22 protein-coding genes and 1 tRNA gene are annotated in these 21869 nt (G+C 43.5%); 6 read left to right on the forward strand and 17 right to left on the reverse strand.

Translation table 11 applies throughout. From position 1 onward, the window contains the following. Nucleotides 1-344: 344 nt before the first annotated feature. Complete coding sequence (locus D0T84_RS16645; protein WP_163308993.1) at nt 345-1037, forward strand: hypothetical protein; 693 nt, start codon at nt 345-347, stop codon at nt 1035-1037. Nucleotides 1038-1188: 151 nt separating this feature from the next. Here the strand turns inward: D0T84_RS16645 and D0T84_RS16650 are convergent, their stop codons facing one another. After that, nucleotides 1189-2649: a hypothetical protein gene (locus D0T84_RS16650; RefSeq protein WP_163308994.1), complete on the reverse strand. Its 1461-nt coding sequence runs from the start codon at nt 2647-2649 to the stop codon at nt 1189-1191. 198 nt (nt 2650-2847) lie between these two features. Between D0T84_RS16650 and D0T84_RS16655 the strand changes: the two genes are divergently transcribed. Genes D0T84_RS16655 through D0T84_RS16665 form a run of 3 tightly spaced genes read left to right on the forward strand, consistent with a single transcriptional unit; the run spans nt 2848 to nt 5708 of the window. Then, the gene (locus D0T84_RS16655) at nt 2848-3402 is read left to right on the forward strand and encodes a hypothetical protein (RefSeq protein WP_163308995.1); all 555 of its coding nucleotides are present in this window, start codon (nt 2848-2850) and stop codon (nt 3400-3402) included. Between the two features lie 45 nt (nt 3403-3447). Further along, on the forward strand, nt 3448-3966 hold the full coding sequence (locus D0T84_RS16660; protein WP_163308996.1) for a hypothetical protein: 519 nt from the start codon (nt 3448-3450) through the stop codon (nt 3964-3966). Beyond that, a complete protein-coding gene (locus D0T84_RS16665) occupies nt 3966-5708 on the forward strand; it encodes a hypothetical protein (protein ID WP_163308997.1) in 1743 nt (580 codons plus the stop codon). Before D0T84_RS16660 ends, D0T84_RS16665 begins: the two co-directional genes overlap by 1 nt. 69 nt (nt 5709-5777) lie before the next feature. Here D0T84_RS16665 and D0T84_RS23035 read toward each other — a convergent pair whose 3' ends face one another. Beyond that, nucleotides 5778-5912, reverse strand: coding sequence for a hypothetical protein (locus D0T84_RS23035; protein ID WP_255495435.1), 135 nt, complete (start codon nt 5910-5912; stop codon nt 5778-5780). Between the two features lie 79 nt (nt 5913-5991). Here D0T84_RS23035 and D0T84_RS16670 point away from each other — a divergent pair, with 79 nt between their 5' ends. Both D0T84_RS16670 and D0T84_RS16675 read left to right on the forward strand, forming a co-directional pair. Further along, nucleotides 5992-7188 carry a PBSX family phage terminase large subunit gene (locus tag D0T84_RS16670; RefSeq protein ID WP_163308998.1) on the forward strand — a complete coding sequence of 399 codons (1197 nt, stop codon included), beginning with the start codon at nt 5992-5994 and terminating at the stop codon, nt 7186-7188. A gap of 151 nt (nt 7189-7339) precedes the next feature. After that, nucleotides 7340-9985 (forward strand): hypothetical protein, encoded by a 2646-nt coding sequence (locus D0T84_RS16675; protein WP_163308999.1) that lies wholly within the window; start codon nt 7340-7342, stop codon nt 9983-9985. A 31-nt stretch (nt 9986-10016) separates the two neighbouring features. Here D0T84_RS16675 and D0T84_RS16680 read toward each other — a convergent pair whose 3' ends face one another. The 15 genes from D0T84_RS16680 to D0T84_RS16750 all read right to left on the reverse strand — a co-directional run bounded on the left by D0T84_RS16680 (nt 10017) and on the right by D0T84_RS16750 (nt 21676). After that, nucleotides 10017-10439, reverse strand: a complete 423-nt coding sequence (locus D0T84_RS16680) for a hypothetical protein (protein ID WP_163309000.1) — start codon at nt 10437-10439, stop codon at nt 10017-10019. Nucleotides 10440-10497: 58 nt separating this feature from the next. Further along, nucleotides 10498-11079, reverse strand: a complete 582-nt coding sequence (locus tag D0T84_RS16685; RefSeq protein ID WP_163309001.1) for an ORF6N domain-containing protein — start codon at nt 11077-11079, stop codon at nt 10498-10500. A gap of 102 nt (nt 11080-11181) precedes the next feature. Continuing rightward, on the reverse strand, nt 11182-11499 hold the full coding sequence (locus tag D0T84_RS16690) for a type II toxin-antitoxin system RelE/ParE family toxin (RefSeq protein ID WP_163309002.1): 318 nt from the start codon (nt 11497-11499) through the stop codon (nt 11182-11184). Next, on the reverse strand, nt 11490-11732 hold the full coding sequence (locus D0T84_RS16695; RefSeq protein ID WP_163309003.1) for a hypothetical protein: 243 nt from the start codon (nt 11730-11732) through the stop codon (nt 11490-11492). Before D0T84_RS16695 ends, D0T84_RS16690 begins: the two co-directional genes overlap by 10 nt. Before the next feature lie 79 nt (nt 11733-11811). Then, the gene (locus D0T84_RS16700; RefSeq protein ID WP_163309004.1) at nt 11812-12408 is read right to left on the reverse strand and encodes an ORF6N domain-containing protein; all 597 of its coding nucleotides are present in this window, start codon (nt 12406-12408) and stop codon (nt 11812-11814) included. Nucleotides 12409-12416: 8 nt separating this feature from the next. Next, nucleotides 12417-12998, reverse strand: a complete 582-nt coding sequence (locus D0T84_RS16705) for an ORF6N domain-containing protein (protein WP_163309005.1) — start codon at nt 12996-12998, stop codon at nt 12417-12419. A gap of 149 nt (nt 12999-13147) precedes the next feature. Beyond that, nucleotides 13148-13219, reverse strand: a tRNA-Arg gene (locus D0T84_RS16710). Between the two features lie 291 nt (nt 13220-13510). Further along, complete coding sequence (gene rplT / locus D0T84_RS16715; RefSeq protein WP_006798843.1) at nt 13511-13855, reverse strand: 50S ribosomal protein L20; 345 nt, start codon at nt 13853-13855, stop codon at nt 13511-13513. Nucleotides 13856-13963: 108 nt separating this feature from the next. Further along, nucleotides 13964-14161, reverse strand: a complete 198-nt coding sequence (gene rpmI / locus D0T84_RS16720; RefSeq protein WP_163309006.1) for a 50S ribosomal protein L35 — start codon at nt 14159-14161, stop codon at nt 13964-13966. Between the two features lie 130 nt (nt 14162-14291). Then, nucleotides 14292-14924 (reverse strand): translation initiation factor IF-3, encoded by a 633-nt coding sequence (infC, locus tag D0T84_RS16725; protein ID WP_163309007.1) that lies wholly within the window; start codon nt 14922-14924, stop codon nt 14292-14294. A 278-nt stretch (nt 14925-15202) separates the two neighbouring features. Beyond that, nucleotides 15203-17155 (reverse strand): threonine--tRNA ligase, encoded by a 1953-nt coding sequence (gene thrS, locus D0T84_RS16730; RefSeq protein WP_163309008.1) that lies wholly within the window; start codon nt 17153-17155, stop codon nt 15203-15205. Between the two features lie 592 nt (nt 17156-17747). After that, nucleotides 17748-17948 (reverse strand): hypothetical protein, encoded by a 201-nt coding sequence (locus D0T84_RS16735; RefSeq protein ID WP_163309009.1) that lies wholly within the window; start codon nt 17946-17948, stop codon nt 17748-17750. Nucleotides 17949-17959: 11 nt separating this feature from the next. After that, entirely contained in the window at nt 17960-18406 is a 447-nt protein-coding gene (locus D0T84_RS16740; protein WP_163309010.1) for a hypothetical protein, read from the reverse strand. Beyond that, complete coding sequence (locus D0T84_RS16745) at nt 18403-19461, reverse strand: hypothetical protein (RefSeq protein ID WP_163309011.1); 1059 nt, start codon at nt 19459-19461, stop codon at nt 18403-18405. Before D0T84_RS16745 ends, D0T84_RS16740 begins: the two co-directional genes overlap by 4 nt. 160 nt (nt 19462-19621) lie before the next feature. Then, complete coding sequence (locus D0T84_RS16750; RefSeq protein WP_163309012.1) at nt 19622-21676, reverse strand: tetratricopeptide repeat protein; 2055 nt, start codon at nt 21674-21676, stop codon at nt 19622-19624. Nucleotides 21677-21869: the final 193 nt, after the last annotated feature.

Genomic DNA, 21869 nt, shown 5'->3' on the forward strand with positions numbered 1-21869 from the left:
AAACTGATGGCTCCTTAATTTATCGTTAACTCTCTCCTATGCAAAGGTAAAAACTATATAAATCTTGTAAAAGATGACCGAGACCGAAGGATTACAAAGCAACCCTTGATTCGCATAAGTAAAAACAGTCTATTAAATTGTTACCCTCTTTGTCATTCTGAATGCAATGAAGAATCCCGACCCTCCGGACACGGGATATTTGGCTCCGCTTTGCTCTGCCGATTTTCAATTCACTCCGTTCAACATGACAAAATGAAAGTGAAAATTACTTATGACACACCCCCTACATTTTTCATCACATTCAAAAAAAATTATCTACTACTATAAGATAAATTATTTTGAATATGATAAAAGTAGAATTCAACGACGTAAAACTGGAAATTCCCGAAAGCTGGCGCGACATCCGGCTGGCCGATTATGAACGCCTCTATATGCAAAACCCTGAGACAAAGCTCGACCAGGTGCGCTTTGTAGCCGATGTGTGCGGCATAGATGCAGATATGCTGCTGGAATCGCCCGCACAGGTATTCAACACCATAGCGGGTATTATCGACTTTGTGTTCGACAGCGAACTGCCGCCGGCTGCCAGTGTAAAAACCAATGGTAAAGAATATTTTATCTCCTTTGCCGACAGATTAACACTTGGCGAATGGGTAGATGCAGAAAATGTAATCGGCAGCGACAGCGAATCCAAATTGTCGGAACTGCTGGCTATCCTGTGCCGTCCCATCGGCGAAAAGTATAACCCCGACCTCGCCCCCGAACGGGCGGAAATGTTCCGCAACCTGCCTTGCGACAAGGCATTGCCACTGATAAGTTTTTTTTTATCCAGAAAGAGAGAATCCGAAGCGATTTTGAACCACTATTCGACGGTAATGGCTCAGGCCGGCCGGTTTCTAAAGGATACAAAGACTTTTGCAATAAATGGGGGTGGTATAAAACGATTGCCGATCTGGCAGAGGATAAGATATACTTATTTGATACGGTCACTGGAAAAACAGTTAGCGAGGTGTTCGGATTTCTCCTCTACCGAATAGATAAGGCCCGCGCCGAAGAAGAACAATATAAGTTTGAGAGGCAAATGAGGAGGTGAGAGCCCCCTCTAGCTCCCCCGTAGGGGGAGAAAAAGAAAGATGAAACAATTGATTAATACCCCCTCTGCTAGTCCCCTTTGGGGGATTGAGGGGGCTAAAAATCCATCATGCCCTCGAAGAGAATATCCAGCTTGTTAAAGTCTACCTTTTCGCCGTAAGCCTCTTTTACAGGCTCTAGCAGCTTGCCCAACACATCCAAAATATCTTCGCGCAGCATGGTGTCGATCCACTGGGTACGCTTGTCCATCTTGTTGAACTCCTGCGTGTACTCCGTCACTATCTTTTCCAGCTCGCCCTGCATCTTACCGGCAGGCAGTTTGTCCTTTATCAGTTTATCTATCTGTTTGTTGAATTTGATGTACAGGTTTGCAGCCTTTTTGGCATGAGCAGGCGGGATGTGGTCGTCTCCGTCCCAGTGGCGGAAGGGGTTGTTGAGGTTGGCTTCCAGCCATTCGGGTTTGCGCCCTTTGGTTATCCACAGGTCAATCCCCTTATACTCTTTCTTCACCTTTTTGGCTACATCATCGGGTATGCTGTCCATCCAGATACAGGTAATGTACGGAAAGTCTTTGCGCGCGGGGAAATCATCCGCCGCAAATCCGAATATATCGCGCAGGGTAAGCCACCGCAGCCCGTCCAGCAATGCGATTTTTTCCATATTGATGATATAATTAGACTTACCCCAGATGCGCAACACCCTCAAGTGTGGAAGGTTTTCGGCAATCACTTGCATATCTATATCGGTTTTGCCGTCGCCGGACACCCATAGTTCGGTAATATTCAATCCTTTGAACAGGTGCAGGTTGTTCGTATTTTGTACATGCAGATCGAATGCGCGGTTTTTGGGTGCGGGTGTTATCTTTATCGCGTTTTCAACAGGAGCCTGAAAAGATAACTCGCTCATGCAGTCACTCAATATTATTTCTTCGATGCCCAGTCCGTCTGTCCTGAATGTTTGCAGGCGTGTTTGAGATAGGTCGATAACTTTCTCTCCGGCATTTTTCCAAATCACTTCCGTTACATTGTGATGTGTATTTATATAATCCTGTAGCCAGGGTTTAGCACCCTCCACTTCTATTTTGGTCAGGGCAGGATATGCGGCGTCCAGCTCTGCGGCATCGGCTATCTCAGCCATAGTTGAGGCTATGACGTTCGATCGGTTGCCTTTCATCTCCTTATATTTCTTTTTGAAGGAGTCGGGCAGTTCGTCCCATGCTTTTTGCAACGACACTTGCAGGCAGTCGTAATGCCAACTTCCGGCTTTGGTATATCCTTCGCCAGGCTCACATAATACGTCCCTGCTGCCTACAAAGGAATAATTATCCGGCATTTCGCCTTTGCTGAGCATGAAGTCATATCCGCCAGCCCAGCTATGGTGGTCTTGCCAGAAAGGTTTTATAGCGTCTATATCTTTTTCGATCAACGGGTTGTCGTCCCAGTAATACAATGCCAGCAGCAGGTATTCCTGTTTTTCGTGGTCTGTGTTTACAATCTGTAGCGCTGTATATTTCTGTTTTCCTTTGTTGTAGTAATTGTAAATGTCTCCTTTTTGCATAGTTTCGACGTATGAATATAATTTACTGCTTATTAGACATATGCAGGGGCAGCGGCTTGTCACTGACCGCTTCTTGTATTTGTGGGCAACCACAAGGGATTGCCCCTACTGCAACGGCTTCATCTCACCAAAGATAAGAATTTGTCATCAACTTTTTAAAAATTTATCTAGTATAAAACACATACTAAATTTTTAGAAATGATAGAAAGTATAATAGGCATTTTCAGGAATCAGGCACGAGAGCATAAGCTTATCAAGGCCTTCTATTACAACCGCAATTACGAACTGGGCAGCGGCAAAGACGCGTATCCCCTTTTCTGGCTCGAAGACCCGGTACGGGGGAGTAACCGCAACAATACCTTTACCAATTCGGTAGATTTTTCCATTCTTTTCACTCCGGTCAGTGACGAATCGGTCAGCCATCTGCAAAACCTTGCTTTCTCGGCGGGGTTGAACATCATCGAACGGATAAAAAGAGACTGCGACACACTGGGCATCTGGATTACCCCCGACTGGGACTATCTCACGCTGAGGGATTACTACGACGACAACGCCTGCGGATGCCGATTCTCGGTAAACTTTACACAAGCAAACATGCAAAACCTGTGCCTGATTGACGAGCAGTTTGATGAGGACAAAGAGTTCGGAGAAAATGAATTGCTGAAAAACTTCGACCTCTCTCCGGCCAATACCTGCGAGGTGTTTGTGAATAAGTTCCCCGACTTTGAATTGAAAACGAGGAAAGCCCCCTAATCCCCCTGAGGGGACTTGAGCAAGCCACAATAAAAGAATGAAAGAATGAGTAAAACAACTACAAACCAATACCCTGTCAGTAAGTCCCCCTCCGGGGGATTAGGGGGCCAACTAGCAAAAGTAATAGACCAGATAACCTCCGAGATAGCCACCCTTGCCGATACCATCTTCAAAGATGATAAGGTTAGCGCAAACCGCAAAACAGGCAAAAATACCCTGCGCGACAAGGCTAAGGACATTGAGGTATCGTGGCATGAGCGAAACGGGAATATCGTTATCAGCACATATTTAGGCAATTACCTCACTTACATAGAGAACGGGCGCGCGCCCCGCCAAGGGAAATTCCCACCGATAGACGAATTGCGCGACTGGGCACTGGCAAGAAATATTCCTGCCGACAACAGCACCCTCTACCTGATAGCCCGTGCCATCTGGCGCGACGGACACGAAGGGCGGCCGATACTGGCAACCCTCGAAGAACGAATAGAACAGATGTTCGACACCGAATGGTACGACAGATTATTTGAAGCAACAATCGACGAATTAACCAAATATTTTAACTAATGGGATACTTTACAGAAGGGCTTGAGATAGCCAACGATACCATACAACCCGCGAAAGTCTCTTTGTCGGGCAACCCGAACTATATACAGTTCGAAGCAAAAACATCGTCCAAAGCCAAGCCGGTGGATATACAACTGAAAGTGACAGGTAGCGGATACGCCCTTGTGGGCAGCCAACCGGGAGGTATCAAAGAATACGACAACATCTCCGCGTTCAGCATCATAGAAGCCGAATCGGGCAGGGAACACAAGTTCAGGGGAACATCCGACTCGGGCGAATTAGGCAAAGACAGCGAAAATAATATTTTCTATCTGGGCGAACTGAATCAATACACAGGCCCTGCATGGCAATACCAGCGGGACAAGACAACGCAAAGCTTAAAGGACTGCCTCAAGCAGAATGATTTCCTCAAAAGCTTCAATATTTCCATATCGGCAGAAGACAATAGTGTTATTAATCTGACATCAAACGGGGAAGGCAAGCGTTACGCTTTCTGGTTTGCCTTTGAGAAAAACAGCGCGGGAAAAGACTATATCTTCTTCAACGTCAGTGGCGACCCTACAGATACCTATCCCGCAGGAGCAGACCAGATAGCCCTCAACTACGACAATGTGGAAATACACCTCGACCTGTATAAAAACACATCCGTGTTTTTGGGAGAGGACGACACACCGGATAACAACAATATGGGAACACAGGCGCTAACCCTTACAAAGGCTTATTCCTACGCCCCCATCTGGTTCAACGTGAATATACTTGGCAACAAAGATACGCCCAACGCTTTCCTTGATGCTAAGGACTGGGTGGAAACCGGTACGATCCGCGATTTCAGGTTTACTGCCAAACGGGTAATTTCCAATAAAATCAATTCGGGCAGCTCACTGCTATACCATTCGCCCGTATTGTACTCCATAACAGGCTACAACCGCACGCTGGAAGCAAATGACTTGTCGGCATATGTGTTCGACACAAAGGAAATAAAGAAAGAGCCCGGCAAGATAAACAAGGTGAAGCCGCTGACCAACCAGCCTGCTTTCTTCCATATAAAAGGGCAGACGCAATACTTCAACTTTATACTGTCGGACGCCGGACATAGCCAAAACCTTGCCGAAGAATATCGATTTGGTATCCGCTACGAACTTCTGTCGCAGTCGGGAAGGACAACGGAAAAGGTGGTCAGACACCTGAAAGCCCGCAAAGACTTCTTTATGGTAAATACCCTCAGGCTCGACATAGACAGCCTGCTGGACGAATACCCGAAAACAGGTATGGTAAAAGCCTCGCTGATATACCTTTATCCCGACTGCCCCGACAAAGAGGCTGTGCAGATAAGCGAAGATATAACATTCAATATTTTACCCGAATGTTTGCATAAAGTAAACGATTTTGCTTTCCTCAACCGTCTGGGCGGATGGAGCAGCTTCAACTTTTCGGGAACGGAGCAAACGGATTTCAAGACAGAAACCAGTACAATATTTAAGACACAGTTGCCGGGATTCACTAGCCGCAGCGAGATAGAATCGGTGTATAGCAAGAAGGTAACGGAGCAGTTTATAGTACAGTCTATGCCTGTGACACGCCAGGTATGCAACTGGCTGAAAGAACTGAGCGCTTCTAAATCTGTATACGAACTGGCAACAAAACGCTATATAATTGTAGATGAGTTGAATATAAAGCCAAATTCGAAAGACGAACTTTTCCGTCTGGAAATGAAATACCGTTATTCGGATTCGTATAATTAGCTCCCCTCCCCAACCCTCCCAAAAAGGGAGGGGGAAAGGATAGCCATGAAAAAATGAATTATCAATCAACTAAGTACATGACAAAATTTTACATCCTGCTGTAGGGGCATCCCCTTGTGGGTGCCCGTAAACGATGACAAGTGTGCAGGGACAAGCCACTGCCCCTACATCGTCTCCAAATTGTGTTTGAATAATTTTTGTCATGTACTGTATCAATCAATAAAGAAAAATACCCTCTTGGAACTCCTCCCCTTTTGGGGGAGGTGGGGAGGGGGTGCCTATTATGGACATAACTACTGTATTTGACAAAAATCTGGCAACTTACAACAAGCGGTACCGCTATATCGTAAACAAGGGTTCGACACGCTCGTCGAAGACATACAGCCAGTTGCAGCTTTTGTTCCTTATCGCCGAATATTCTCAGGAGGCAAAGATCATATCGGTGGTGTCCGAATCGATGCCGCACCTCAAGAAAGGCTGCATACGCGATTTCAGGGAGATACTGCAAAAAGAAAGGAAATGGAGCGCCAAGAACTGGAATGCTACGGACAAGATTTACAAGGTAAATAAGTCTATTATCGAGTTCTTTTCGGCAGACAATCCGGCAAAGGTACACGGCCCAAGCAGGAATATACTGTACATCAACGAGTGCATCAATATAGAATATGAGGTATTCCGCCAGCTGGCAATCCGTACCACCGAAACCATTTTTCTGGATTGCAACCCCTGCTTCGAATTCTGGCTCGACGAAAAGGTGCTGAGTGGCAGCGATGCCATGCTGATACACTCTACCTACAGGGACAATGAGTACCTGACCGCCGCGCAGGTAAAGGAGATAGAATCGAACCGCAACGACAAGGACTGGTGGCTGGTGTACGGCCAAGGGCTGACAGGCTCGCTGAGGGGGGCGATCATTACCAACTGGGACATCGTGAAACAGATGCCGGAGACGTACAAAAAACGCTGGATAGGTATCGACTTCGGCTTTACCAACGACCCAACGGCAATCGTAGACATGCGCCTGCACGATGGGGAATTGTGGATAGACGAACTGCTGTACGACAAGGGATACGACAATATGATGATAGCCGGCGTGCTGGACGCGCACAACATCCCCCACGACCTGCCCGTAATAGCCGATAGCGCCGAGCCGAAAAGCATCAGCGAAATCAGGGCGAAAGGCTGGAGGATAGAACCCGCGCAGAAGGGAAAGGACAGCATCGGAACGGGCATATCGATACTCAACCGTTACCGCAAGCACATCACGCAGCGCAGCGTAAACATCATCAACGAGTACCGCAACTACCGCTGGCAAACGGACATCAACGGCGAACCTACCAACAGGCCTATCGACCGCTACAACCATTCGGTAGACGCGCAACGATACGTCTGCCTGAACAAGTTGATGGAGCGGGACTGTGGGTTGAGCTATGGGATAATAGCACCCCCAATCTCCCGCAGGGGAGGGAGCACCCCCTAAATCCCCCAAAGGGGGAGGAATAAGAAAAAGAATACAATTATTATTAACCAATACCCTCTCTGCAAGTCTCCCGACAGGGGATTGAGGGGGCAAAACAAATCCCGATTTGCGTCTCCTCCCCTTTTGGGGGAGGTGGGAGAGGGTGATTATTATGAATATAGAATTATACATCAAAAACCGCCTTTGCGACATAGACAGCCCCGAAAGCCTGGGTATCCGTCTTAAGCGCCAGTTTATCAACCCTGCCGAACTCAGTGTGAAGGACGCGCAGATGTCTTACGAGATAAGCCTGCCTGCTACGCCGAACAACAACGAGATCTTCAGCCATGTGAATGTGGAGGAGGTAAAGGGTAAGTTCCGCATCTATGAGGACGCGCGCCTGTATGTAGACGGTATCCTCATCCTCAACGGCAAATTCCGCCTGAGTGAAATCACACCCGACAGCTACAAAGGTAATCTGGGTGTGCCCGCCCCGCTGACGGTGAAGGATATCTTCGGGGAGACGATGATGAATCAGGCGGGGAAGTGGGAGATTGGATTTGAAGGAGCGCCTACCATTACGGCATTTAACAAAGATGAGTATGACAAAAAGAAGTATGGAGAAATAGCTCCCTGTATCTTCCCGTTTGCGCTTTATGGTTTACTTAACAAGACCTCATCGCAGGGAGCCAGTACAGATAAAGATGTGTTTGACTCATCAGTACGTTTCAGGTTCGAGGATATTCCCCCCTCTGTCAACTGCCTGAGGATGTTGGAACAAATATTCGAAAACGCTAAGTACAAACTCACAGGCAGCGCCTTCGACGACGAAAGGCTAAAACAATTGTATGTCAGTTACATGAACCCGAACGACTTTGCCATGAAATGGAACACAGGAAAGATGGAACTATCCGGAAAGTGGACAAACTACGATGATAAAAAAAGACAGGTAGAAAACAGGGCATACAGGGACGATACCGAAGAAGGAAAGTTACAGACCATTAATTTATTTAATGCTATCAATACTAAAGTGACCCCGTCTTCTACCTATAATATAGGTGGCAATATCACTACCAACGATAATAATGTAACCACCTTTACCATCCCCAATAAGGGGCTGTACAAAATCATATTAAGGGCAAAAGTAAGCCTTAGCAAAGGAAGCGAAACGGTCTATTACATCAACGGAAACAGCGGGCCCTTTGTGATGGAACCCGACAGCCCCGACAAGAACAACCATTTCCACTCGTCACGCTTCGAACTGAAACTGATGCGCAACTTCGATGGCAGTCTGGAAAACATCAGGTTCGACAATGTGTTCTTCAATGATAATCAGAGAGAAAACGCGGAAGAAGTAGGTACCGCCTACCCGAAGCCCGGGGAGACGCACTTTATAGACCCGAAGCAGAATCCCGATATATTATGCGGCTTCGCGTGGGGGAAAAAACCCGGACTGGGAAGCTATATAAACCCTACGGAAGAAAGAGGCCAATATATCTATAATAACCCGATGGCAATTAAAGGTGGTAAATCATGGGATGGAGAAATAGAGGATAGAGCCTACTCCGCATCGGTAAACAGCGGGTATCTGGAACGGACGGCCGGGAACGGCTGGAAAGAAACCAATAGGTTTAAAGTAGAGATAGACAACGCGCCACCGTCTAGAACGGATATAGATGCAAACATAAAGGATGCCGACGGCGAAATAGCGCAGGTGGTATGGATGGAAGCAGGGGAAAAGCTCTCGCTGATAGAGATATCAGATATGGGATTACGTATCGATATGAAATATGGTGACACACAGTATGGCTGGCTAAGGCATACGGTAGATTTCTACTTATCCGTAGAACCGTTTATGCAAGAAGCAGACTGGCTTACAATGAGGGATGACGGAGCCAGTGAAAAACCTATGAACTGGGATGATGACTCTACCTTTGAGCAGGGGAATATCAATCTGGTAGAATTTATGCCACAGCAAGTAAAGATAAACGACTGGATAGATAATTTCTGTAAGGCGTTCAACCTAAACATGATACACACAGGGGGCGTAAACTTTGAACTAAATGTAAAGAATAAGGAACTGGTAAGCGGCCTGTCCCATATTATCGATCTAGACAGGCGTGCAGGTATCAGCCGGCGGCGAAACGAATCGCTCAAACTGCCTTATGTCTACGAACTGGGATTTACCATCGATACCTCCGAACAGGGCTATTACGAATCGATGAAGGATAACGAAAAAAAAGAGAAAATAGTAAACTCCGGCGATGACGGAGGAGGAAAATTCTATACCGGCAGCTACGAAACAAATAAACTGAGCCACACCTCCGATTTCTCATACAACTGGCTGAAAACAATAAAGATAGAAGAATCGGGGAAAGAATTAAAAATTCCCGTTATTACCGAACACGAGATATGGGAAAAGATGCCGGACTATGACGAAATGAAAGAGAAAAAGTACTATGAAATGCCGCAGCGCTTCTGGTACAAAACGGAAACATTCGACAGTATAATGAATAATGGAGACAACGTAACCTTAGCCTGTGTGGGGAATGAGTACACGGATAACCGGAAAACGCGGATTGTACTAAACTACAAAGATGAACCGGATACGATTACCAAAAATTATTTCCTGTTACTGGCGGATAACAACAACGATTATACCATTATAGATTGCTGCCTGACGTCGGAAGAATACCGGAACCTCGGTAAATCGTTGGTAAAACTAAATGGCGACCTCTACAATATAGCGGAAATAGATGGCTATGACCCTTTGGGCAAAAACAAATGTGCTTTAAAATTAATCCGAAAAATTATATAATAAAAATGGGAGTTCTTCACTCCCACTTTTTTTATTTTTCTTCTACTCTCTCATACTTACGAACATCATCATCTGATGTTCGGTTCGGATATATATATAATAAATCGCCTTCTACTTTATACCGCCACGCACCCTTATCCGATGTATCAGTATATTTAAAAGCCTTATCATTTATAATATATCCGCTATAAAAATTCTGCGTATAATCTCCATTCGCTAAGAATTTTATTTGATAAGTTTTAAAATCATCTGAATTGTAAAAACCTATATCTCCCTCTACTTTTCTCCACAGTCCCTGTATCGGATTATATCCGTTCGGCTTATAATTAAGATCGCTAGGGTCATTCCAGTTGCCGTTCCATACAAATTCCTCTGTTTTGTCGTCATCGCTGCTACATGCACCAAAAGCCACCGACAGGCTCAGCATCAGGATTATAGTTAAAAGCTTGTTCATATTTTACTTCGTTTGTTTGGTATAAAGGTAAGTATTTTGGTTGGTAATGCAAGTAAATTCACTTATCGTTTTGGGGTTTGATATATCCTACGGGTTTGCGCGGCTTGGATTCAGTGATGGATTTCTGCTTTTTTGCCAGTTCGGCAAGGGCGATGTATATTTCATCGAAAGCGTTCTGATTGTCGTCATTTATATCATTATAGTCGGCAAAAACGTCTTCTATATACTTTTTAAGTTCTTGCAATTCTTTTTGCAGTTGTTTTATCTCTCCGACAGGAGGAGCCACTATAAGATGCCGAACCACAACAAAGGCGCGCATGATACTCCGGTTTACCTCAATGGCTGTTTTAGAATTGAGGACACTACTAAGCATAGCTACACCAAGTTCAGTAAAAGCAAAAGGAAGATATTTGAAGTTACTTCCCCGCCCTTTGTTCAAGATACCAATTTGGCATCTTGAAAGTTCATCCTTCGTTACCTCAAACATGAAATCATCGCCCTCAAAACGTTCAAAATTACGTCTTACTGCACGTTTTAATAGTCCTGTTTCCGTACCGTACATTTCCGCCAAGTCGAAATCCAGCATTACTTTATAGCCGCGTATCTCGTATATTTTGTTTTGGATGATTGATAGTTCCATGTGTTGGTTTTGGTATTTTTAAGGTCGCAAATTGCGACCTTTATTATCATTTAAGGATTTTAGTTAGATGTGCAAGTAAATTTGTAAGGGGGAAGTATATAATTAAGGCTTTCCTTTAACTTTATTCTTTAACTTTTTGGGATTCTGCCTGCAATCCCAGACAGCGGAGATATAAATTGTATTCTTATCTATTGAATAGATTACTTTGAAAAGCCGCTCCACAACCAGCGAACGGTATTTAATTTTCCTTCTTTTTAACAAAGGCTCTATTGCTGCCATATGTGGAAATTCAACCAATTTCCTGACAGACAGTATTATACTTTGGCGAATATTGACCGCTGCTGTCAGGTTAATATCTTCATACATCGAATAAATCGTATCAAGCTGTTCTTTAGCTTCATTGGTCCACTCTATTTGCATATACCGGCGAGCTTTTCCATATCTGACTGGGAAGTAGTACGACCAGCTTTAATATCTTCTTCTGCCCTGTCTATACTTTCATTCATTTCTTTTTCAGAAGGAAATTGTGTTGGCAAGTTGGATGCGGACTTTTTGATGCGGCTGATATATTTTTGCACCTTGTCCAATAGTTCCTCACTATCTATATCTTTCAATAGCAGCGCCTTCTTTCTTTCCAGTTCTATTGCGGTCATAATTTTTTCTTTCTTAGTACAAGGCAAATATAGTAAACTTGAGGAAGATAATATAAAAACTTAGCAATTTTTGTATTTATTACTTGTCGTTTTCGTTCTCCGGCTTGATATATCCTACAGGTTTGCGGGGCGTTTTGTGTGAGGCTAGTTGTTCTTTTGCCGCTAATTCTGTGAAAGCCAGATAGAGTTCATCAAATTTCTTCTCGTTTTCAAAGCTTTCTTCTTCCCAATCTTGTATGTGGTCTTCAAGTTTATTCTCCAGTGTTTTAACCATTTGATACAATTCTTCGATTTTGCGGGAAGGCGATTCATTTAATAAGTAGTTTCTTACAGCCACAAAGGCACGCATGATATTTATATTCACCTGAACGGCTACCGGACTTCTCAACACTCCGGACAGCATTGCTACACCTTCCTGAGTGAATACATAAGGCAGATATTTCGAATGCCGTCCACGCCCTTCGTTCTTTAAGGTCACAAATTGTGATCTTAAAGAATCAAATTCTTTTTTTGTAAGCTCAAACATAAAATCATCAGGGAAGCGTTCTATATTCCGTTTCACAGCTTGTTTTAAGACTCTTGTTTCCACACCATACATTTCTGCAAGGTCAGTATCGAGCATTACTTGCTTACCTCTTATTTCAAATATTTTGTTTTCTATTGGTATCAGTTCCATGTGTTGGTTCATTTGTCGTTTTCAGGTTTGATATATCCTACAGGCTTACGGGGTTTGGATTCAGTGATAGCTTTCTGCTTTTTTGCCAGTTCGGCAAGGGCGATGTAGATATCATCGAAAGCGTTCTGGTTTTCTTCGCTGAGGTCGTTTATGGCTCTAAGGTTTTCTTCGCTTTGTTCCTCCAGTTTCTTTATTTGTTGCCATAGTGCAGATATCTCCCTTGAGGTTTCGGCATGCTGTATCAGATAATTGCGCACGGCTACAAAGGCACGCATGATATTTATATTTACCTCTATGGCTATATCGCTGTTTAGCAGCCCTGAAAGCATAGCAACGCCTTGTTCGGTAAAAGCTTTGGGCAATTTACGTGTACCTCCCCAACTTGAAGTCGCAATTTGCGACTTCAAGTTATCCCATTCTTGTTTGGTTAACTCAAACATAAAGTCAGAAGGGAAACGTTTAATATTACGCTTAACCGATTCGTTTAGGCGCTTTGTCTCTACCTGATACATTTCCGCCAAGTCGAAATCCAGCATTACCTTGTAGCCTCGTATCTCGTATATTTTGCTTTGTATGATCGAGAGTTCCATGTGTTGGTTGTATTTTATCCGGTATAAAAATAAGTAATTTAGTTGGAAATGCAAGTAAATTCACAAACGGAAGACTGACTTTCCTTAGCTATATAAAAAACAAAAGCCGCATATCAGATTGATATACAGCTTTATCTCAAAAAACAGCGTGACCCTGGCGGGAATCGAACCCACAGCTAAGGAACCGGAATCCTTTATTTTATCCATTAAACTACAGGGCCGTTAGGCGACACAAAAATATAAAATTATTCCAAACTTTTAGTAACTGTTTAAATTTTATTCGTTCAAATTTTTAGAGATGTTTTAGAGATGCTTTTTTCTTCCTCGAAACGATAATAGTGGGCTATTTGAGTTGAGAGAAAGGAAAAAACAGCCGAAAACAGACTAAAAATGAACGAAGAAAAAGTATAATAAAATATTCGTATAAAATTTAAACAGTTACTTATATTCTATGGCAAAAGAAAAGGGACTACTGTATCAGAAATCCCTTTCTTAGTATCTATAGATATACCTTATTTTACTTTATCTACGATTGCCTTGAACGCTTCCGGATGGTTCATTGCAAGGTCGGCAAGGACTTTACGGTTGATTTCCACTCCGTTTTTGTGGAGGGCACCCATCAGGCGCGAGTAAGACATTCCTTCGAGGCGTGCAGCAGCATTGATACGTTGTATCCATAGTGCACGGAAGTTGCGTTTTTTAGCGCGGCGGTCACGGAAGGCGTAGGTAAGACCTTTTTCCCATGTGTTTTTGGCTACTGTCCACACGTTCTTACGTGCGCCATAGTAACCTCTTGTTAGTTTTAATACTTTTTTTCTGCGGTTGCGCGAAGCAACATGATTGACTGATCTTGGCATAATTTACGTTGTTTTGAATGATAGCGGTTTTCCTGTTTCAAAAACACTTTGTTGCATACATCCGGTTATTAAATCTTTAAAACTTGCTTTTGTTTAAACGAAAGACAATTATTTCATTGCCAATAATTGCTTAACAGCCTTCTCGTCCACCTTGCTTATTGTACCGGTGTGCGTAAGGTTTCTTTTTTGCTTTTTCGTTTTCTTAGTCAGGATGTGACTTTTGAAAGCATGTTTCCTTTTGATTTTTCCTGTTCCGGTAAGGGCGAACCTCTTTTTGGCACCGGAATTAGTCTTCTTTTTTGGCATCTCAGTTAATTAATTTAATTATTTATATATGAATCTCAATGTGCCGGGTTTTCCCTTCGGGCAGTTACGAGCTACGAGTTATCATTGTTAGCTGCTAACTGTTGACTGTTAACTGATATCAGCACATTATTTATTCTTCCTCTTTTGGCTTTTCCTCCTCTTGTTTCTTTTCCAGCTTTAGCTTTGGCTTATCTTCTTTTGGCTTAGCGGCAGGGGCAGCTTTCACCGGAGCTTTTTTAGGGGACATCATCATTATCATCCTCTTACCTTCGAGAGCCGGCAGTTGGTCTACTTTTCCGTAGTCTTCCAGTTCGGTGGCAAAACGGAGCAACAATACTTCGCCCTGCTCCTTGAATAGGATAGAACGTCCTTTGAAAAACACGTAAGCCTTTAGCTTCGAACCTTCTTCGAGAAAGCTTTTGGCATGTTTCAACTTAAAGTTGAAGTCATGGTCATCGGTCTGCGGTCCGAAACGGATCTCCTTAACAACCACTTTTACAGACTTGGCCTTGGCCTCTTTCTGTTTTTTCTTCTGTTGATAAAGGAACTTTTGATAATCCATTATTTTACACACAGGCGGCTCAGCTGTGGGGGAAATCTCCACCAAGTCAAGTTCAAGTTCATCGGCCATACGCAATGCTTCCTGTATGGTATAAACGCCTTGTTCTACATTGTCGCCTACCAGGCGTACTTCTCTGGTACGGATATTTCCGTTGATCCTGTGTAAATCTTCTTTCTTTTGATTAAATCTGTTATTCCTCATTCAAAAACGATTAGAATCTCCTTTATCTTTTAATTATTTACATTTATTTACTTAACAATAAAGCCGGGTGCAAAGGTAATAAAAAATCTTATCAAACACACACAAACTCTCCTATCTTTTTAATTCAAAGGAGAATGCTGTTATTCTTTGTAATCTACTCAGGTATATATTATTTTCATTCATGCAGTACAGTAACCGATAGCTAAAAATGCTTGTTGAAAAAGAGTCCTCCTATAATGGAGGACTCTTTGCTATAATAAATTCTTTAATATCAGTATTTACATCTCACGCTCCCAGGCATTCATCATCTTTTCCATTTCTTCGTTCAGCTGGGTGGCAAAGTTGGTATATTTCATCGAGCCTTTATCGCCTTCGCCCTGCTTACGCACCGATACTTCTCCGGTTTCGGCTTCTTTCTCGCCAACGATAAGCAGGTAAGGGATACGCTTCAACTCATTATCGCGGATTTTACGCCCTATCTTTTCGTTACGGTCGTCTACTTGCGAACTGATACCCTGCTGCTTAAAGTAACCCGATACACGGTAAGCATAGTCGTTGAACTTCTCGCTGATAGGCAGTACAACCACCTGATCGGGAGCCAGCCACAACGGGAATTTTCCGGCAGTGTGTTCGATCAGCACGGCAATGAATCGTTCCATAGAGCCAAACGGCGCACGGTGTATCATTACCGGACGGTGTTTCTGGTTGTCGGCACCTGTATATTCCAGTTCGAAACGTTCGGGCAGGTTGTAATCCACCTGGATAGTACCTAACTGCCAGCGGCGTCCGAGGGCATCTTTCACCATAAAGTCGAGCTTAGGCCCGTAGAAAGCTGCTTCGCCAAGTTCAACACGTGCTGGTAATCCCTTTTCTTCGCATGCTTCTATGATGGCGCGTTCTGCCTTTTCCCAGTTTTCGTCGCTACCGATATATTTTTCTTTATTTTCGGGGTCACGCAACGAAATCTGCGCCTCAAAGTTTTCGAAGTCCAACGCCTTGAAGATGATGAACACAATGTCCATCACTTTGAGGAATTCTTCTTTCAACTGCTCCGGCATACAGAATATATGTGCATCATCCTGAGTGAAGCCGCGCACGCGCGTCAACCCGTGAAGCTCGCCGCTCTGCTCGTAACGGTATACAGTACCAAACTCGGCCATACGCAAAGGCAAATCCCTGTATGAGCGTGGTACAATCTTATATATCTCGCAGTGATGGGGGCAGTTCATCGGCTTCAGCAGGAATTCTTCCCCTTCTTCGGGTGTGTGTATCGGCTGGAACGAATCCTGACCGTACTTGGCATAGTGTCCCGAAGTGACATACAGTAATTTACTGCCGATATGTGGTGTCATTACCTGCAGGTAGTCGTATTTCTTCTGTATCTTTTTCAGGAAGTCTTCGAGTTTGAGGCGCAACTGCGTACCGCGCGGGAGCCACAACGGAAGCCCTTTTCCTACGTTTTCGGAAAAGGCAAACAGTTCCAACTCTTTACCGATCTTGCGGTGGTCGCGCTTCTTGGCCTCTTCGAGCATCACCAGGTATTCATCCAGCATTTTCTTTTTAGGGAAAGTGATGCCGTAGAGGCGTGTAAGCTGCTTGCGCTTTTCGTCGCCACGCCAGTAAGCACCCGCCGCGCTCAGTATCTTCACTGCCTTGATATAGGAAGTGTTAGGCAAGTGAGGGCCACGGCACAGGTCGGTAAATACGCCCTGTGTATATGTGGTGATGGTACCGTCAGCGAGGTCGTTGATAAGTTCAACTTTGTAGTTCTCGTGACGGGCATCAAACATTTTTATTGCATCCGATTTGGAAATACTCTGGCGCCTGATTTCTTCCTTATTGGCTATCAGCTCCATCATTTTGGCTTCAATCTTAGGGAAATCAGTGTCTTTGACAGGTGTGTCACCAAAGTCTATATCGTAATAAAATCCGTTTTCGATAGCCGGCCCTATACCAAATTTGGCATGCGGATAAAGTATCTGCACGGCTTCTGCCATCAGGTGAGCCGATGAGTGCCAGTAGGCATGCTTTCCGTCTTCATCTTCCCATTTCAGCAGTTCGATCGTCGCATCCGTACCTATTGGCCTTGTTAAGTCCCAAACCTCCCCGTTTACTTTGGCGGCAAGTACTTCCTGCGCCAGACGGGAACTGATGCTCTCGGCAATCTGCATAGATGTGGTTCCTTTGGCAAACTCTCGCACGGAACCATCCGGAAATGTAATTTTAATCATAACTTTTTCTGTTTTTTTAATTATGCAACTCCTACGAATGAGTTGCTTTTTGGAATCTGCAAAAATAATGATTTTAGGGATTAATTGTATGTTTTTTCTTACTTTTTCGAATCGGGAATGTGGTCTTCCTTTCATGATAATTACGGGTTACATAAAAAAGTGACAAAAGTGACAGTTCTTACACCATTTTTCATCGTTACTTTTTTTCACAAAGACACTAAGAAACTGTTTAAATTTTATATGAATATTTTATTATACCTTTTTCTTCGTTCATTTTTAGTCTGTTTTCGGCTGTTTTTTCCTTTCTCTCAACTCAAATAGCCCGCTATTATCGTTTCGAGGAAGAAAAAAAGCATCTCTAAAACATCTCTAAAAATTTGAACGAATAAAATTTAAACAGTTTCTAAGCCATAATTTTCATAAAGCTGCCAAAGATCTCTTTATATTAGATAATTTAAACGGATTTTAGTAATAAAATCCGCTATTAAAAGCTTTCGGATTACAAATCCGAAAGAACGAGTGCCAAACCGCTTATGTTGGTTTTGATATCAGGTTAATCCCAGTCTGGTTACTAATTGCTCAAATTCATTATCTAATTTTTTTCCTCCAAATCCCACCGATAATAGTCGGTAATTGTTTTTCCACTCAGAGTTAATTTCTTTAATGTTTTCAATGGTAATAAACATTCCAATGTATTGAGCTTTACTGATTTCAATGTCAATTCCGTAAGATTGGCAAATTTAGAAAGAGAAGACTCTACTCCTGCAAAGTCGGCTTCGCTCAAACTTGTCATAAATAGGGTATTTATTCCTCCAACCTGAAAGGGACAGCTTCTTTAAATTCATTGAATACATCTATCCTGTCTTCAACCTGAGCGCCCATTATATTGCCATCCATATCCAGACAGTAATCCTTCTCGCTTTCCAGCGCGATATCGTCTCCCGATTCTATTTCGGAGAAGTAGACTTTGTATTTATAATATTTTTCGTTGACGGCTATCTTATTCTCTGTGAATGTGTATTTTATAATAGCCCTTCCGGTCTCGCCATAGATTTCCATCAGGCTTTCCGTTATTTTCCCATTCATATATTTAACGATTGCTTCTGTACCCTCTGCACTTACTCCATCAACAAAATAGACAATAGTGGTGTCGGATAGTAACTGTTTTGCATCCTGCTGTGCTCTCAACATACCATTATTGGAGAACAATAAAAAAAGCAGGGAAAAAAATATAAAAAACTGTTTCATCATATCGAGTAAAAAAATTGAATTCTAAATCTGTTACCTTCACGCCATTTTATCCAGCCGAGAGGATATGTTTCTTCACTTCCGTCAAAAGCTTCCAGCCTTATCCAGTCGCCTTTCATCTCTACGGCATGGATAAATTCGAACCCATATCCAGCACTGTCTGCTTCATCCCATGCAAACAACTCCGCTTCTTCATTCGGAGCCTTGCGCATAGGGTTCACTTTTTCGTCAAAGTCTATAATAGGCACATGCAGAATATGTTCTTCAAGTGTACTGAACTTAATATTCGGGTTCTTTTTCAGCCTTTTTTCTATTTTCAAGGACTCGTTTACCACAATGGTGTAACTATCGGCATTTACCTTGGTACACCGGATAACGAAAACGCCGATGCCCAGCTCGAACGCCCATGGGCGAAAGTTCTCTTTCCACTCGTGGCTGTGCCGCCAGTAGTCGATATGGAAAGACATCCACGGTGTGCCGTCGTTGTTTATCACGTATGCTTTATCTTTCAGTCCGTCTTTCTCTCCGGGTTCGGGAAATGTAATAAAGCCCACGGTGCTACCTACAGTCTTTTTCAGTTCGGCATAATCATCTTTAGGAGCAGGGATGAAACATTCCTTTTCTTTATCGAACAGGTACAGCTCCTGCTCAAAGCCCAAATCCATAAAGCCATCCTCATTGTAATCATACACAGACAGGTATTCGGACAAATTGGACAAATTGGAGGAAGATAAATCCAACTTTGTGGTAGACTTAACCCCATTAATGTACACCTGAAAATCACGTGAATCTATATCAAATGCCAGTTCAGCGTAGTAATCAGATGAGACAAGGAATGTTCCCGAAAAACAGTCTTTCGATTCATTGTAAGCCAAAGGGATAATTTCTTTGCTTTCGTAATGCTTCTTTGCCTGTTCGGCAACGGTGGGAGGCGCAGGGATGGTTAATGTAGGTATTTCTTCTTTCGTATCCGCCTTTTCTTCCTCCTTCGGGCTTTTGGTGTTACATGCCGAAGTGAGGAAAAGGAATATGGTTATAAAATATAATTTTCCGGTCATTGGTTATTTTTGCATAATCAATTTTACTTTACAGTTGCAAACTGTAGAAAAGTATCGGCATAAGTTACACTGGGTTAAACTTGCGCCAGCTGAGTAAAAAAATCTTACTTTATAAATATGGGGCGGGCAGCCCCAGCCCCTACATTATTTTGTGAAACAACTATTCTGTCATACGTTTAATTATACTATATGCTTCTATAACGCCCATTTCGCCAGCTTTACGCATATCGTCGAGCGCACGGTCTTTGTCCTTTATCTGGAAGCGTGCCAGCCCGCGGTTGTAGTATGCTTCGGCAAACTGGGGGTCGCGCCTGATGGCCTCGTTATAGTCGAGTATGGCGGCACGGAAGTCGTTCTGCTTGTAGCGTATCGCTGCCCTGTTGTAGTAGGCGTATACAAATTCAGGGTTGAGTTCGATCACCTTGGTATAATTTTTTACGATGAGGTCATACTCGAGCTTACCCGGATCGAGCAGGGATGTGCCCGACAATGTAGGCTCTTTCTTGGCGGGTGTTCCACCCAGCGAAGACAGGGCGTCGGGCTGCTCAGACTTTTTCTCATATTCCGGCATATTCTCCTTCAAATCGAGCTGTTTGGTATATACCACAGCTAAATCGAAGTAAGCCAGTGTAAATTTAGGGTCGAGCGCGATCGCTTTATTGAAGTCGTCGATAGAGCTTGAGAAATCCTGCACCAGCATATAATCTATAGCCCGTGCAAAATACAATTCGGCACTCTTCGAATTTTCGTCTATCCGCTTCGAAAGTTCATTAATAGACCAGAAATGGTCTCCTATCTGAGGCTCGTTCAGCGATGCTTCGCTATTGGTTATCCTTAGTTTTTTAGGCAATACCGACCTCCTGTTCAGTATGTCTACCAACTGGCTGTAGTATACAAACCTCCTTATCTCGTTCGCCTTTTCGTAATAGGTAATCACAAAACGAGGTTCAAGTTCGAGGCGTACCTGCTTATTCTGAACACGTCCGCGGGTATTGCTTTCATATTTGCTCTTTTCTTCATCCTTCTTGTCGGCTACTACAAGGAGGCTGAACTTATCGATGTCTTTATCAGATGTTTCCCTCGTCTTGGCATCTTCCTCGGTTATGCCCTGCGCCGCCATTTCCCTATTCTTGCGGCTTTCTTCGTTACGTGCATAGTTATAGTCCCTCTCGGCGCCTTTCAGGTCGTTCTGCCTGCGCTTGATGTCAGACCTCGCATAGAATCCGTGATAGAATTCGGGGTATTCGGCCAGCACCACATTGAGGTCTTCTATGGCTCCGTTGTAATCTCCTATATTGCTCTTTATGAGAGACCTGTTGAAGTAGGCTATATAGTTATTGGGTTCGTACCTGAGCACTACGTCGAAATCGGATATAGCGCGGTTGTCGTCTCCTACCTGCGCCCGTAGCAAACCACGGTTGAATCGGGCGATGATATTATTGGGGTCGAGGTCGATAACCTTGTCATAGTCGGCCATCGCTCCACGCAGGTCATTCTTCGAATAGCGGATCAGCCCGCGGTTGATATAGTTGCCCGATTGCAGCGGTTCTATCTTGATGGCCTCATCGAGGTCTTCGAGCGCCTTGTCGAAATCTTTCTTGTAATAATGAAGGAGTCCGCGCATGGAATACGACTGAGCCATATATTTGTCTCGCTTTATAGCTTCGTTGTAATTGTCAAATGCCTGTATGGTATCTCCTTTTTCCTGATACATAGCGCCACGGGTCAGGTATCCCTGCGTGTAGGAAGGGTATATGCGGAGCAGTTCGTTCAGGTATTTTTCGGCGTTGCCGTAATCTTTTTTCTGTATATTGACTATCCCTACATTGACCAGAGCAAACTTATCGTTGGGGTAATTGTCCAGTGTTACCTTGTAGTCCTCCAGCGCTCCTTCATAATTGTTCTGGTTCTGGCGGGCATCTGCTCTCAACTGGTAGGCTTTCGACATAAAAGGATTCCTTTCGAGGGCTTGGGTGCAGTCCTCCTCCGTCCCTTTATAGTCGTCGAGGTAATACTTGGCTATAGCCCTGTAAAAATAGGGTTCGGCAAGATAAGGCTTGGCCTTTATAGCCTGGTTGAAGTACTGGATAGCCAGCACGTAGTCTTCGTAATACAGGGAGTTACGCCCGATAAGGATTACCCTGTCTGTATTGATCTGTGCAAAAGAGAACAGGCTATTAAGTAATAAAAATATTGAGAATAGATATTTCTTCACGACAAATCTGTATTAATCAATGATTGGCAAATATATAAATAATACATTAACAAATGAGAAGAGAGGCTCAAACGGCCTCTCTTTTTTATATTTTTTAGCTAAGTACATGACAAAAATTTAAAGATATCAATATCATTCTGATTATTAGCATTTAACAACACTTGCATTATGTGATTAAGTCCATATTTGAAAA

The sequence above is a fragment of the Dysgonomonas sp. 521 genome (assembly GCF_010501055.1).
GTDB lineage: Bacteria > Bacteroidota > Bacteroidia > Bacteroidales > Dysgonomonadaceae > Dysgonomonas.